Below are 14,026 nucleotides of genomic sequence, written 5' to 3'. Positions count from 1 at the left end.
ATGCGGCGCGGCGCGGATTTGGTGCGATTGCCCGCCGATCAGGCCCTTTTGCGCGGCTTGTGCTGCAATGCGAGAAAGTCCTCCGCGGAAAGCGGGACAGAGAACAGATAGCCTTGCAAGATGTCGCAGCCCAGATCGCGCAGGATTGTCGCCTGTGCCTCGGTCTCCACCCCTTCGGCCACGGTGCCGATGCCCAAGGTCTCGGCAATTTCGACAATGGCGCGCACAAGGTTGGCGGCGCGGCTGTCGCGCGCGACGGGGGCCACGATGCGCTGATCGATCTTGAGCGCGGCGGGCGCAATTTGCATCAGCCCGATGATCGAGGCATGGCCGGAGCCGAAATCATCGATCTCGATCTCGATGCCTGCCTCGCGGATCGCATCCAGATGGAAGCGGAAGGCATCGCTTTCTTCCTCGACAAGGATCGATTCCAACAGTTCAAAGGTGACCGCAGTTTCGCCTTGGGCCAATTGGCGGGCCGATTGCACCACATCGGGGTCATGCATGCGCCCGGCCGAGACGTTGAAGCTGATCTTCGGCATATGCAGGCCGTTTTGGCGCCAGAATTCCAGCGCATCGCTCGATTTTTCCATCATCACCCGGTCGATTTCGGGGACAAGGCGCAATTGCTCGGCCACATGCATGAACGCATCGGGCGCCAAAATACCGCGCCGCGGGTGTTGCCAGCGCAAAAGCGTTTCCACCCCGGTCAGCGTGCCGTCATGCGCATCGACCTGTGCTTGGAAGAAGGGCACGAATTCGGACCGTTCCAGCCCCTCTTGCAATTCGGCGGCGGTCTGCCGGTCCTGTTGCAGGTTGAGATGCAATTCTGGGGTAAAGAATTCCAGCCGGTTGCGCCCGCCTTCCTTGGCGCGATACAGCGCGGCATCGGCAAAAAGCTGAATCTCGGTGCCCATCTGCGCGATATCTTCGGCCATGGCGATCCCGAAAGAGGCACCAAATCGGCATTGCCGCCCCTCGTAAAGCAGGGGCTCTGCGAGGTGGGCTTGTATCCGTTCGACGATCTCTTGCGCGGTCTCGCGCGTTGAGCCCGCTGCCAGCAGGATCGAAAACTCATCGCCGCCGATCCGGGCGGCAAAATCGGCCATCCGCAGCGTATCGCGCAGCACGTCGGACACCCGCACCAAGACCAGATCGCCAGCCTCATGGCCCAGCGTATCATTGACATATTTGAAGTGGTCCAGATCGATGCGGATCAGCAGGCAATCGGGGGCGCCGCCCGCGGCCGCTTCGGCAATTCGACGCGCCAGCACTTGATCGTAATAGCGCCGGTTGGGCAATGTCGTGAGCCCGTCATGGAGCGCCTGACGTTCGTTTTCGGCGCGCATATCCTCGGCCAGACGGTGCGCGCGGCGCAATTCGCCCTCGCGGCGCACATCGGCGGTCACATCGTGAATCGCCCCGGTCCAGACCACCGAACCATCGGCAAGTTTTTTGGGCGTGGCAGAATTGGCGAGCCACAATTCGCCGCGCGTGGGATGGTTGACGCGGAAGCGCTGGCTCCAGAATTCCAGTTCCGGGTCGCGCTCATTGTCAGCGGCCAAGAAATTCGCTCGATCCTCGGGGTGAATATGGGCAAAAATCTCTTCGGCCGAGCCGCCCTCGGAAAAGACGCCATAGCCCACGCCCATCAGATCTTCAAAGAATGGGCTCGCATAGGGGACCGAGGTGGTGCCATCGGCGGCCAGCTTGAATTCATAAAGCCCCACCGGCGCGATATTGGCGATCCAGGCCAGACGCTCATGCGCCAGCCGCACCGTTTCGGCGGCGGCGGCTTCGCGTTTCTTGGCGGCGATCCGCTCGGTTACATCGGTGACATTGCCATACCATGTGATGCCCCCGCCCTCGGGCCTGACGGGGCTGGAGACGACATGCACCCAACGCTCGCCAAATTCCGGGTGATGCAGCCGGAACTGGACCTCGTAGCGCGACATTTGGTTCGCGGAGCGCTCAATTTCGGTCAGCACCATCGGCAGGTCTTCGGGGTCGACATGGTCAAAGATTTTGGTCGCGTTTTCTTCCAGCGCCTTGCGCGGCACGCCTGCAATCTCGACCAGACGGCCCGAAAAGAACATCAGCCGGTCTTCGCCCTCGGGCGGGCGGTGCCATTCGAAAAGCGCACCGGGGGTGTTCTCGGCCATGGTGATAAGGCGCTCATGGGCGCTGCGCACCGCCTCGGCGGCCTCGTGGGCGCGCTGTTCGGTTTCGATCCGCTCGGTGATGTCCAAAGTGTTGCCATACCAGGTGATCGTACCATCGAGCTGGCCGAAGGGCTGGGCCGAGACATGGATCCAACGTGTGCCTTTGGTCGGGTGCAAGACGCGGTGCTGGGTTTCAAACCGCGTCAGCGTTTCGATGGATTGGTGCACGGCCTCTTGCACCGGGGCGATATCTTCGGGCGGGAAATGGGTGAAAACGGCGCTGCCATCGGCCTCAAGCGCGGCACGGGTGACACCCATCAATTCCGGCAAGGCACCCGAGAAGAACTCGAAATGGAACGCGCCATCGGGGGTGCGTTGCCACTCGAAAATGGCGCCCGGCGCGTTTTCTGCCAGCGTCATCATCCGCTCGTGGGCGCGGCGCACGGCCTCCGCCCCTTCGGCGGCCTGCTTTTCGATTTCCACCTGATAGGTCACATCAAGCAGGGTGCCGGACCAAACCGTGGATTCGTCCATCTGTCCGAACGGCATTGAGGAAACCGCCAGCCAGCGCCGCCCCTCGGTCGGATCATCGACGGGAAAGCGTGTATCATAGGCTTTGCCCGTATCGCGCGAGTGCACGATTTCCGGCATCATCTGCGCCTGCACCTCCGGGGGCACATGGGTAAAGACACTGGCCCCATCCGCTTCAAGCTGGGCACGCGAGACCGCCATCATCTTGGGCAATTTGGCGCTGAAATAGGGCATGTCGATTTTGCCCGCGCGATCCATGCGGAATTCGAACAAGGCGCCGGGCGAGTTATCGGCGAGCGTATCAAGCCGCGCGCGCGCCGCCTCGGCCTGCGCGGCGGCATCGGCCAAGCGGGCTTCGTTGGATTTTACTGTATCGATATTGATGATCGCGCCCGCCAACAGATAGGGCAGGCCCTTGTCCGACCGGTCCACCCGGCGCGCGACGGCACGATACCAGTGATAGCTGCCATCGGCATGGCGGCGGCGGTGTTCATGCACATAAAGGTCGCTTTGCCCGGCCTTGAGCGCTTCGGCCTGTGCGACGGCCTCTTCCAGATCATCGGGATGAATCAGGCTGCGCCAGCCCGCATCGGTCGAGGCAAAGGCCCCGGGTTCATAGCCAAAGAGCGCATAGGTTTCATCGGGGGTCCAGCCCTCGTTCAGCTCGGGGCAGATCGAGAAGTGGCCGATCTCGGCGCAAAGCCCCGAGGTGCGCAAAAGCTCGGCGCGTTCTTGTGCCATTTCGCTGGCCTGCTCGGCATGGGCCAGCGCTTCGGACAATTGCCGCTCGTTTTCCTTCAGGTGATCGATGCAGGTCTGCGCGCCCGACACTTGAAACGGCAGCCCTTGATCCGACCGGTCGATCTTACGCGCGACGCAGCGATACCAGTGATAGGACCCGTCTTTGTGCCGCAGCCGCGCGGTATTGTCGAAGACTTCGGCCCGGTCAAAGATCAGATCTTCCATCAAGCCGGTGGCTTCGGCCAGATCGTCGGGGTGATAAAGGTTGCGCCATCCGGTATCGTCGGGCGAAAATTCGCCCGGTTCGTACCCCATGGCCTGATAGCCTTCGTCGTTCATCCAGGCTTCGCCGCGTTCGGCGCAAACCACCCAAACCCCGAAGCCGCCGCAGGCCATGGCGGTTTTCATCAACTCGGCCGAGGTCGCCGCTGCGTTGCGGGCCGCCTGCGCTTCGTTAAAGGCTTGCAGCACCCAAGCCTCGCTCTCCTTGCGCTCCGAAATATCGGAAAAGGAGCCGCACATCATATCCGGCAGCCCCTCGTCAGAGCGGTCGATGCGCCGCCCGCGCGAGGTGATCCAGGCCCAGCTGCCATCGGCGCGGCGCAGGCGGATGTCATGGTTGAAACTGTCGATCTCGCCGCGTTTCATCGCCGCGAATTCGGCGCTGGCAGCCTGCCGATCATCGGGGTGAATGAGATCGCGCAGCGAGTCGATATCGATCGCAAACCCGTCGGGATAGCCCAGCATGCGCGCCAGATGCGGCCCAATCCCGCCGATATTGGGACCGGGGTACAGGTGCCATGCGACGATGTTGGAGCTTTCGGCCGAAATCCGCAGCGTATCCGCCTGTTCTTGCACCGCGCGCAGCTTGGATTCGGTGGCCAGCCGCGCCTTGGAGGCCAGTTCCAAGGCGCCTTCAAGCCGCGAAATCTTGGCTTGGGCTTGTGTGTCGTTGACCGGTTCGGCCATCTGCACCACGCAGATGTCGGGCGCGGTTTCAGGGTCGAGCGCCCAAAGACTGATATCCAGCGGACGCGGCGGCCCCGTCAGCGCCTCAAGCTCGACGCGAAACCGGTTCGCCGCTGTGCCGAGATTGGCCAGTTTTGGCAACAACCGCGCACAAAGCGCCTCGGGCAAAAGCGTTTCAAGCCGCACGCCATAGGTGTCTGGGCGGGTGCCAAAGACCCGGTTGAAAATGGCATTGCCCCACAACAGCTCGCCCGTCGGGCTTGTCATACAGGCTGCCCCGGGAAATCCGGCCAAAACGGTCTCGACGGTTTTTGTTGCCCCCGGCATGCACTATCCCAATACTCATACGCCTTCGCGAAAAGAGCATCGGGGGCAAACGTTAAGGTCGCGCTTCACTATGTCGCGGGAGGGCAGATTTATTCCAATTCAGGGTTAAAACTTACCCGCGCAGCACCACGCCGACCGCTTTTGCATCGGGGTAGACATCGGGCTTTTTCGACCAGATCGCAGCATGGGCGACGCCCTCAAGGCTATGCACGAAGGTATGGATGCGGCTGACCAATTCCTCTTGTGTGTCGATCCGGGTGCCGTTGAAGGCGCGGACAAATTCCGCGACCGGGTCATAATCAAAGAACTTGCCCGCCGCCCAATCGGTGCCGGTCACGGTGATCTCGGCGGAGATCAGCACCCGTTGCGGGCGCGCGCGCTCAAAATCATGGATGCCCAAATACATAGTGATTTCAAGCTCTTCGAGGCGGATGATCATTTCAGCCATGGACATGCCCCTGTTTGACCAAAAACGCCACATCACGCGGCAATTGCCACAGCGCCTGCCCGCCATCCACCGCGATCACCTCGCCGGTGGTGCCTTTGGCGTGCCACAGATAAAGCGCACTGCGCACCAGATCTTCGGGCTGCACCTGAATCTTCAACGGGTTTATGCGGCTTGATTTTTCAAAATTCTCTTGGGTTTGCTTCCCCGAAATCAGGGTGATCGAGGGGGCAATGCCATTGACGCGCGGCTGACCGGCAAAGCGCATCGCCAGCATTTCAGTGGCCGCCTGCAGCGCGGCCTTGGACAGCGTATAGGAAAAGAAATCCGGGTTCAGCGCCAACACTTTGTTGTCGAGCATGTTGATCACCAGCCCGTCTTCGCCGCCCATATCCTGCGCGGCCAGCCGTGCCGCCAGCGCCACCGGGGCTTTCAGGTTTACCGCGAAATGCGCATCCATCGTCGCGTCTTGGAGCGTGAAGACATCGTCATTCATAAAATTCGAGGCGTTGTTTAACACGACATTGACCCGGCCCAGCCAATCCGCCGCTGCGTCAAACACCGCCTGCACATCGGCGGGGTTTTCCAGATCGCCCTGCACAAGGCGGCAAATCTCGCCCTTTGTGTTGAGCGCCTTTGCCAAAGCCTCGGCCTCGTCGGCAGAGGACCGATAATGCAGCATGATGCGAAAGCCCGCATCGGCAAAACCGCGCGCCATGGCCGCGCCGATCCGTTTGGCGCCGCCGGTGATCAAGATACCGGGCATATGTCCCCCTTTGTTTGCCCTTATCTAGGGGGCGGGGCGGGGCAGGAAAAGGCCCCCGGAACGCGGGGGCCTTGGTCTTTGGGGCATGAGCTTACAATTTGCCGTTGCGCTGTTGGATCATCATGTAAGTGTCGAAATTATATTCCGACAATTGCATCCACAAATAGGCATCCTTGCGGAAGGCCCATTGGCTGTCCTTGATCTTCTTGAAGGCCGCGTTCGAGGCATCCAGCTCGGCATAGACCTCGTTGGCGGCATTGAAGCAGCCGTCCAGAACCTCTTGGCTGAAGGGGCGCAATTGCGCGCCATTGGCCATGAGCGATTTCAGCGCGGTCGGGTTCTTCCAGTCGTAGCTTGCCATCGCATCCTGGTTCGCGGCCTCGCAGGCCGTGGCCAGGGCGATCTTGTAATGTTCGGGCAGCGCCGCATGGGCGTCAGTGTTGAACATCGCATGCAGGCAGGCACCGCCTTCCCACCAGCCGGGGTAGTAATAATAGGGCGCGACTTTGTAAAAGCCGAGCTTTTCATCATCATAGGGGCCGACCCATTCGGTCGCGTCGATCGTGCCTTTTTCGAGCGAGGGGTAAATATCGCCGCCCGCGATTTGCTGCGGCACGCCGCCCAGCCGTTCCAACACCCGGCCGCCAAAGCCGCCGATCCGCATCTTCACCCCTTTGATATCCTCTAGGGTGTTGATTTCCTTACGGAACCAGCCGCCCATCTGGGCGCCGGTATTGCCGCAAGGCAGCGCCGAGATGTTATAATCGGCATAAAACTCGTTCAGCAGATCATTGCCGCCGCCATAGTAGAACCAGGCATTTTGCATCCGCATGTTGAGCCCAAAGGGCACGGCGGTGGCCAAGGCGAAGGTCGGGTCTTTGCCCCAATAGTAATAGGAGCAAGTATGGCACGCCTCGACCGTGCCGTTTGAAACCGCATCCATCGCTTGCAGGCCCGGCACAATCTCGCCGCCCGCAAAGACCTGAATGTTGAACTTGCCGTCGGTCATGCCGCGCAGGTAATCCGTCATCGTCACGGCGGCGCCATAGATCGTGTCGAGCGATTTCGGAAAGGACGAGGTCATCCGCCAGGTGACCTTGGGATTTTCCTGCGCGATAGCAGGGGCGGCAAGCGTGGTTCCAGCGGCGGCGGCAACGGTGCCAAGCGCGCCCTTCCGCATGAAGGTGCGACGATCCATATAAGATTTCCTCCCAGTCGTCTTGATGTCGACGTTTTCCCGGGGTCCGGCGAACCGGCCTCCTCCCCCAGGCTGCAAGCAGGTTAGCCGACCAAGGCGCGCTGTAAACAAATTCTTCCGCTGCGGTGCAGCATCAGGCGGTGCCGGACCTAAAGGCGGGCCAGTTCCACCGCCAGATCCCCGTAGCCGGTCAGGCGGCGTTCATAGGCCAGCCCCAACTTTTGCGCCGCCGCGCGCGCTTTTTCGTCAAGCGCGGGATCGTCGGTCTGGGCCAGAAATACCAGCTTTTCATAATTGCCAAACATCATCGGGATCAGTTCGGGATGGCGGTCAAAGCCCATCGGACGCCAGACAAAAGCCTCGAACTGGCGCACCAGAAAATCCGTCAGATAGAAGGCGGTGGCTTCCGTGTCGGCATGGGCGGCAAAGGTGTCATTGCCCTCGAAAAACGCATAGCAATGCGGGCCGGGCACCATGTCGACGCCCAATTCGGCGCATTTGGCCTGCAACTGCCCCCCGGTGCCGCAATCGGCATAGACCACGTAAATCGTCGCATAGGCGGCGCGGTGTTTTTCGACCGCCGCCGCAACGGCTGCGGTGATCCGCTCGGGGTAAAGATGCAGATTGGCAGGCAGGCAGGTCAGGTCCAGATGATCCCAGCGATTGGCCGCCTTCAGCGCCAAAATCTCGCGCGCCAAAGCCCCGCAGGCAATCAGCAGAACACGCCCGCGTCCCTCGGGCGGCAGGCCCGCAACGGTCAGGCTCTGGTCGGAAATCATCTGATAGGCTTACTCGACCCGCTCAAAAAGGCGCATCAGCGCGGCCCCGATCAAGGCGGCCAGACCCATCAGCATCAGCGGCACCCCCGCATGCAGCGCCACGGCGATCGTGACCGCTGCGGCCAAGACAACAGCAAGCAGCATGAACAGGAAATGGGGCAGGGGCATCGGTTGCATCATTACGTCTCTCCTCTTCCCGAATATGGGGCCGGTTGGCGCAAAGGAAAAGGCCCCAAGCACAGCTTGAGGCCCTTCGGGTTCACATTTCGTTGCGCCAAACCGGAAAATGCCCGGCTTTTCCGCAAAATTCGGCTTAGGCGCCCATCTGGTTGTGCTTGCGCGCGACCATTTCCTTGGCGATTTCCACCGAAACGGCAGCATCGCGGCAGTAGGCATCGGCGCCGATGGCCTTGCCGAATTCCTCGTTCAGCGGGGCCCCGCCGACCAGCACCAGATAGTCGTCGCGGATGCCTTTTTCTTTCATCGTGTCGATCACCACCTTCATGTAGGGCATGGTGGTGGTCAGCAGCGCCGACATGCCAAGGATATCGGCCTGCTCGCGTTCAATCGCTTCGAGGTAGTTTTCAACCGGGTTGTTGATCCCGATGTCCACCACTTCGAACCCCGCGCCTTCCATCATCATCGCGACAAGGTTCTTGCCGATGTCGTGGATGTCGCCCTTGACGGTGCCGATGACCATTTTGCCCATGCGCGGCGCGCCGGTTTCCACCAGCATCGGCTTCAGGATCGCCATGCCACCCTTCATCGCATTCGCCGCCAAAAGCACTTCGGGCACGAACAGGATACCGTCGCGGAAGTCGTTGCCGACAATCGTCATACCCGCAACCAGCGCCTTGGTCAGGATGTCATAGGGCGTCCAGCCGCGTTCCACGAGAATGTTGACGGCCTCTTCGATCTCTTCCTTGAGCCCATCGTAAAGGTCGTCGTGCATTTGCTGCACAAGCTCGTCGTCGTCGAGTTCCGAAAGGATGATATCGTCTTCATCGGCCATGGGCATTCTCCTGAGCGTGGGTCATTTCGTGATGCGGTGAAAGGGACAGGGTTACTTTGTGATTTGCGACATGCGGCGTTCTGTCCCCGACGCGATTTGCGTGCTGCGGGCAAATGCCGTGCCAAGGTCGCGGCGTGAAGTCGGGGCTTTGCACGGCCCGGTTGTGAGCGCGAATCTCTTGCGAAATGTTCTCTTTTAGTTCTAGTTTTTGCGCATGACCCCGATGCCGAGCTTGCCCCTTGATTTGCCGCCCCCCGATCCGCGCCAGCGGCTGCGGGCCCGGGGCGCCGCGGCCAATCCGGTGGGCCGGTTTGAGCCCTATGCGCGGCTGGTGGAGCCCGATGGCTGGGACCAAACCGAAGAAGAAAAGCTTGTGCGCACAGAGCTTTGCGTGGAGCGGCCCAAGTCTATCATCACCCGCAACAGCTCGCCCGATGTGCCCTTTGACCGGTCTGTGAACCCCTATCGGGGCTGCGAACATGGCTGTATCTACTGCTATGCACGGCCCACACATGGCTATCTGGGTCTGTCGGCGGGGCTTGATTTCGAAACCAAGATCATTGCCCGGCCCGAGGCGCCCGCGCTTTTGGCGCGTGACTTGTCTAAACGCGGCTATGTCTGCGCGCCGATTGCCATTGGCACCGCGACCGACCCCTATCAGCCGGTCGAGGCCGAACAGGGGATCATGCGCGGGCTGTTGCAGGTGCTGAGCGATTTCAACCATCCGCTGTGCCTGACCACGCGCGGTGCCGGGGTGTTGCGCGATCTTGATCTGTTGGGCGATATGGCAAAGCGCAATCTGGTGCATCTGGGCGTGTCGCTGACCACTTTGGATGACGAGCTTGCCCGCAAGATGGAGCCGCGCGCGCCAAGCCCGCAAACCCGGTTGCGGATGATCCGGGCCGCCACGCGCGCGGGCATTCCGGTGCGGGTGATGGCCGCGCCGATCATACCGGGGCTGACCGATCACGCGCTGGAAGCCGTGCTGACCGAGGCGCGCCGGGCCGGGGCGCGCGCTGCCGAAATGATCCCCTTGCGGTTGCCCCATGAGGTGGCGCCGCTGTTTGCCGATTGGTTGGCCCGTCATTATCCGCTGCGCGCCGAAAAGGTGCTGGGGGCGATTGCCGCGTTTCGGGGGGGCAAGCTGAACGACCCACGCTTTGAAACCCGCATGGAAGGCGAGGGGACCGAGGCAGAGCTGTTGGCGCGCCGGTTTGAAGTTTCGTGCCGCAGGTTGAGCCTTGCGCCCGATTTGCCGCCGCTGGACTGTGCGCGCTTTGCCGTGCCGCCAAGACCGGGCGAGCAGTTGGAGCTGTTTTGAGCGGGCGCGCATGTGCGGCATAGAAATCCCTTGGTGGCGCAGCCGGGCAAGGCCGGAAGATGCAAGGCAATCTTCCGGGCACAAAGGCAGGCTGGCAAGTGTTTCTTTTTGCGGGCTTAGCCGCGGCGGCGGCCACGGCGTTCGCGGGTCGGACCGGCGTCATCGCCGGTGCCATCGGTGTCCGACGAGAACCCGCCAAGTTTTTCGGTCACATCTTCAAGGCTCGGGCGCGGGCCACGTTCGCGGGTCGACAGCGCCTCATGCATCGCCTTGAGGTGTTCAGGCATGGTGCCACAGCACCCGCCGATGATCGTTGCGCCCGCATCGCGCGCAAGGCAGGCGTAATCGCCCATCAGCGCGGGCGTGCCATCGTAATGGATGTGCCCATCGTGATATTTCGGGATGCCCGCATTGCCCTTGGCGATGATCGGGCGTTCGGTGCCAGAAGACACAAAGCCCATCACCGTGCGCATCAGATCGGCAGCGCCAACGCCGCAGTTCGCCCCAAAGGCCAGCGGCGGGTTGGGCAGTTTTTCGACCAAGGCGGCCAATTGCGCCGAGGTGACGCCCATCATCGTGCGGCCCGCGGTGTCAAAGCTCATGGTGCCGCACCAATCCATGCCAGCAAGCTTTGCGGCCTCGGCGGCGGCGGCAAATTCTTCGGGGGCAGAGATGGTTTCCACCCAAAGCACATCGGCACCGCCTTCTTTCAGCCCCTCGGCCTGTTCGTGGAACATTTCCACGGCCAGTTCATGGGTCAGCGTGCCCATCGGCGCGAAAATATCGCCCGTCGGCCCCATCGAGCCGCAAACGGCAACCGGGCGGCCCGCTTTATCGGCGACGTCACGGCCAATTTCGGCGGCGGTGCGGTTGAGTTCGCGCACCCGGCCTTGGGCGTTGTGCAGTTTCAGGCGGCTGGCGTTGCCGCCAAAAGAGTTGGTCAGAAACAGGTCCGAGCCCGCATCGACGGCAAGGCTATAAAGCTTGGCGATCCGGTCGGGGTGATCGACGTTCCACAACTCCGGCGGCTCGCCCGATTCCAGCCCCATGTTGAACAGGTTGGTCCCTGTCGCACCGTCGGCCAGCAGCCAGTCGCGGGTTTGCAGCAGACGGGTAAGGGTGTTGGTCATCGGGCCTCTCCTGTTCGGGTCGGCTACTCCCTGCCAGAAGCCGGTCCAAAGTGCAAATTCCTTTCGCTCATCATCTTGTTGAGGCAGGGCGCAGGTTGCGCAGCATCGCAATGACGGGGGCAACCGCCGTTTTTCGCGGCACAAGCGCGGCTTTTGGGGGCACAAGCGCGGCGGGGCGATGGATCGCGCGGGCGATATCGGCCGCCGCAAGCGCCAGAGTCGGCGAGGAAGGCGCGGCGATATAACGTTGGCTGAGTTGCGGCGCGAAGCTCATTTTGAACTGCCGCAGACCGGCGGCTCCGGCGCCCTTTTCGGCACGCCGCCAGATATGGACCGCAGGCCCGGTGATGTCTTCGGCGCGCGGCGGCAGCGCGGCAAGCGACAGCCGCGTGACCCCGGCCTCTTTAGCGGCGCTCAGCGCCCCCGCGATCAGCGCCTGCATCGTGCCATCGGGCGCGGCTGTGCCGGGGCGCATCAGATCCAGCACCCATTCTGTGCGATTGGCGTGAAAGCTGGCAAAGCCCACAAGCGTGCCTTTCACATAGGCCAGCATGACCTGTTGATGCGCGACATAGTCGGGGGTGAACCGGCCCATCGAAAAGCCCCGCTCGCCACCGCGCGCTGTGCGCCATTGATCGGCAATCGCGGTCATTTCGGCAAGCGGCAACGGACCTTCGGCGGGGGTGATGATGACCCCGGCTTTGGCGGCCTTGCGCAGCTTGCGCCGCAAACCGGCGCGCGCGGGGGTGTCGAGGCTGTAGCTTTGCGGCGCGAGCCAGACTTCGGTGGCGACCGGCGCCACGGCCCAGCCTGCGCGGCGCGCCAGTGCGGCGCTGCGCGGCGAGATTTTGTAAAGGCTGGCGCGGCGCCCTTCGGCGCGGGCGGCTTCGCGCAGCGCATGCAGCATATTGGCCGTGGGTGCGGTGCCAAACGGGGGTGCGGTGCCAAACGGGTCCAAAAGCGCCACCAGCGTTTGCCCGGCGCGGCCCGTCATCCAGCCCCCCGGCGCGCGGTCACAGCGCAAAACGCCCAGATCGCCTTGGCGCATCAGCCCCAGTTCGGCTTGCCGGTCTTGGGCGACCAGATGCGCGATCTGCGGGCAGTCCAGCGGGGCGGTGACGATTTGCGGTGCATCGCCCGCACGGGCCGGACGCAGCGCGACAACGGCCATCGCCGCCAGCGCCGGAAGCCCGAAATAGGCGATCCGCCACGCCAGAATCGCAGCCAGCAATTCGGGTTCGGGTGTCGCAGGCAAAAGCGCCACCAACGTGATTTCAAACGGGCCGACGCCGCCGGGTGTGCCCGAGACAAAGCCTGCCCCCAGCGCCAGCAAAAAGGCCGGGAACAGCGTCAACAGGCCCAATTCGGTGCCCGGCGGCAAAAGCGCCCAAAGCGCCAGCGCCGCAAAGGCGGTGTCAATCAGTGCAAGGCCAAGGATCTGCGCCATCACGGCGGGCGCGGGCAGGCGCAGCGTCAAGCGGCCCAGTTTTATGCCCGGCAGGATCAACGCGGCCAGCGCCAGCCCGCCGCCAAGTGCCAGCCCCAGCGCGGCAAAGCCCTGCACCGTGGCCAGCGACAGCCCCGGCAGGCTGACCGGCGCGATCAACAGCACATGCGCGGTCAGCACCGCCCAAGAAATCAGGAAGGTCGCGGCGACGGTGGCGGTAATCTTGGTGGCCCGCGCCAAAGAGGTGTCGGGCAGCATCCGCCAGCGCACCAGCGCGCCCGACACCAGCCCAAAACCGATGGTTTGCGACAGCGCGATTGAGGTCCAGCCCGCGCGGCGCGCAGGGCGGGCGGCCGTGCCAGTGCCCAGCAGGCGATGAATGATCGCATCATATTGGGCCAGCGCGGCAAAGCTGATGCAGGTGGCGACAAGCGCCAGCGCCCACTGGGCGGCGTCGACGCGCCCGAGCGCCGCCATCACCGCCGCGCCATCGAGCATCGCCAGCCGATCGCGCAGCGCCCACACAAAGGCGCCCACAAGGGCGATGCCCAGAACCTGCCGCCCCGCAGCCGCGCCAAACCGCAGCGGGCGGGCCGCCGTTTCTTGCACGCTTTGCTCGGCCACGGCCGCTTGGCCCTTGCGATGATCGGACATCCGAACCCCTCTTTCTTGCGCGTATCCCCGGGGGTCGGGTTTGCGCCGCGAAGGGAAAGAAAGGTTTAAAATTGAGACATCAATTTGTAACGTGGTATGTGGAAATTAACCCCGCCTGAGGTCCTCAGAACGCCGCCCTGCAAGGCGTTGAAACAAAGAAAAAACCGACGCGCTCGGGCGTCGGTTTTCAAAATTCGGCTTGCGGGCGGGATCAGCCGATTTCGGTGATCTGCTTCATCGCTTCGCGCAAAGCCTCGCCCAGTCTGGCGCGGATCTTGGCCTCATCGGCGACGCCCGCAAGGTCTCCGACCAGCTTGCGCACGACATCCTCTTGCCCGGCCTCTTCGAAATCGGCCGCGATCAGCGCGCTGACATAGGCTTCTTCGGCCTCGCCGGTCTTGCCCAAAAGCTCCGCCGCCCAATGGCCCATGATCTTCACCGAGCGCGCCTCCACCTTGAAGCGCAGGTCCGCATCATGAGCGAATTTGGCCTCGAAGGCGTGTTCGCGATCGTCGAAAGTGGTCATCTGGTCCCCCCAAATCGG

11 protein-coding genes are annotated in these 14,026 nt (G+C 62.6%); 1 reads left to right on the top strand and 10 read right to left on the bottom strand.

Annotation, left to right across the window (positions count from 1 at the left end; genetic code table 11):
• Window positions 1-38 precede the first annotated feature (38 nt).
• The 7 genes from CKO11_RS04195 to CKO11_RS04165 all read right to left on the bottom strand — a co-directional run bounded on the left by CKO11_RS04195 (window position 39) and on the right by CKO11_RS04165 (window position 8,930).
• Window positions 39-4,670 (bottom strand): PAS domain-containing protein, encoded by a 4,632-nt coding sequence (locus CKO11_RS04195; protein ID WP_223633298.1) that lies wholly within the window; start codon window positions 4,668-4,670, stop codon window positions 39-41.
• 172 nt (window positions 4,671-4,842) lie between these two features.
• Complete coding sequence (locus tag CKO11_RS04190) at window positions 4,843-5,178, bottom strand: dihydroneopterin aldolase (protein ID WP_223633296.1); 336 nt, start codon at window positions 5,176-5,178, stop codon at window positions 4,843-4,845.
• Window positions 5,171-5,941 (bottom strand): SDR family oxidoreductase, encoded by a 771-nt coding sequence (locus CKO11_RS04185; protein WP_223633294.1) that lies wholly within the window; start codon window positions 5,939-5,941, stop codon window positions 5,171-5,173. Before CKO11_RS04185 ends, CKO11_RS04190 begins: the two co-directional genes overlap by 8 nt.
• A 91-nt stretch (window positions 5,942-6,032) precedes the next feature.
• The gene (locus tag CKO11_RS04180) at window positions 6,033-7,139 is read right to left on the bottom strand and encodes a TRAP transporter substrate-binding protein (RefSeq protein ID WP_223633291.1); all 1,107 of its coding nucleotides are present in this window, start codon (window positions 7,137-7,139) and stop codon (window positions 6,033-6,035) included.
• Between the two features lie 149 nt (window positions 7,140-7,288).
• A complete protein-coding gene (locus CKO11_RS04175) occupies window positions 7,289-7,918 on the bottom strand; it encodes a DUF1638 domain-containing protein (RefSeq protein WP_223633289.1) in 630 nt (209 codons plus the stop codon).
• A 9-nt stretch (window positions 7,919-7,927) separates the two neighbouring features.
• Entirely contained in the window at window positions 7,928-8,098 is a 171-nt protein-coding gene (locus tag CKO11_RS04170) for a hypothetical protein (protein WP_223633288.1), read from the bottom strand.
• Between the two features lie 133 nt (window positions 8,099-8,231).
• Window positions 8,232-8,930: a corrinoid protein gene (locus tag CKO11_RS04165; RefSeq protein WP_223633285.1), complete on the bottom strand. Its 699-nt coding sequence runs from the start codon at window positions 8,928-8,930 to the stop codon at window positions 8,232-8,234.
• 223 nt (window positions 8,931-9,153) lie between these two features.
• Between CKO11_RS04165 and CKO11_RS04160 the strand changes: the two genes are divergently transcribed.
• Window positions 9,154-10,251 (top strand): PA0069 family radical SAM protein, encoded by a 1,098-nt coding sequence (locus CKO11_RS04160; protein WP_223633282.1) that lies wholly within the window; start codon window positions 9,154-9,156, stop codon window positions 10,249-10,251.
• A gap of 116 nt (window positions 10,252-10,367) precedes the next feature.
• Here CKO11_RS04160 and bmt read toward each other — a convergent pair whose 3' ends face one another.
• The 3 genes from bmt to CKO11_RS04145 form a co-directional block, all read right to left on the bottom strand.
• Window positions 10,368-11,381, bottom strand: a complete 1,014-nt coding sequence (gene bmt, locus CKO11_RS04155) for a betaine--homocysteine S-methyltransferase (RefSeq protein ID WP_223633279.1) — start codon at window positions 11,379-11,381, stop codon at window positions 10,368-10,370.
• Between the two features lie 70 nt (window positions 11,382-11,451).
• The gene (locus tag CKO11_RS04150; protein ID WP_223633275.1) at window positions 11,452-13,482 is read right to left on the bottom strand and encodes a phosphatidylglycerol lysyltransferase domain-containing protein; all 2,031 of its coding nucleotides are present in this window, start codon (window positions 13,480-13,482) and stop codon (window positions 11,452-11,454) included.
• Between the two features lie 211 nt (window positions 13,483-13,693).
• On the bottom strand, window positions 13,694-14,008 hold the full coding sequence (locus CKO11_RS04145; RefSeq protein WP_223633272.1) for a DUF1476 domain-containing protein: 315 nt from the start codon (window positions 14,006-14,008) through the stop codon (window positions 13,694-13,696).
• Window positions 14,009-14,026 lie beyond the last annotated feature (18 nt).

Origin of the sequence: Rhodobacter sp. TJ_12, from assembly GCF_020023995.1 — a bacterium.
Taxonomy (GTDB): Bacteria; Pseudomonadota; Alphaproteobacteria; order Rhodobacterales; family Rhodobacteraceae; genus Rhodobacter.
The sequence above is the reverse complement of the archived record's forward strand: the minus strand, read 5'-3'. Positions and strand labels throughout refer to the sequence as shown.

Bases quoted from the DNA above. Each gene is read 5' to 3' on its own strand.
- CKO11_RS04165 (WP_223633285.1), bottom strand. From the start codon at position 8,930: ATGGCCGATGAAGACGATATCATCCTTTCGGAACTCGACGACGACGAG.
- bmt (WP_223633279.1), bottom strand. From the start codon at position 11,381: ATGACCAACACCCTTACCCGTCTGCTGCAAACCCGCGACTGGCTGCTG.
- CKO11_RS04190 (WP_223633296.1), bottom strand. From the start codon at position 5,178: ATGGCTGAAATGATCATCCGCCTCGAAGAGCTTGAAATCACTATGTAT.
- CKO11_RS04175 (WP_223633289.1), bottom strand. From the start codon at position 7,918: ATGATTTCCGACCAGAGCCTGACCGTTGCGGGCCTGCCGCCCGAGGGA.
- CKO11_RS04145 (WP_223633272.1), bottom strand. From the start codon at position 14,008: ATGACCACTTTCGACGATCGCGAACACGCCTTCGAGGCCAAATTCGCT.
- CKO11_RS04170 (WP_223633288.1), bottom strand. From the start codon at position 8,098: ATGATGCAACCGATGCCCCTGCCCCATTTCCTGTTCATGCTGCTTGCT.
- CKO11_RS04180 (WP_223633291.1), bottom strand. From the start codon at position 7,139: ATGGATCGTCGCACCTTCATGCGGAAGGGCGCGCTTGGCACCGTTGCC.
- CKO11_RS04195 (WP_223633298.1), bottom strand. From the start codon at position 4,670: ATGACAAGCCCGACGGGCGAGCTGTTGTGGGGCAATGCCATTTTCAAC.
- CKO11_RS04160 (WP_223633282.1), top strand. From the start codon at position 9,154: ATGCCGAGCTTGCCCCTTGATTTGCCGCCCCCCGATCCGCGCCAGCGG.
- CKO11_RS04185 (WP_223633294.1), bottom strand. From the start codon at position 5,941: ATGCCCGGTATCTTGATCACCGGCGGCGCCAAACGGATCGGCGCGGCC.
- CKO11_RS04150 (WP_223633275.1), bottom strand. From the start codon at position 13,482: ATGTCCGATCATCGCAAGGGCCAAGCGGCCGTGGCCGAGCAAAGCGTG.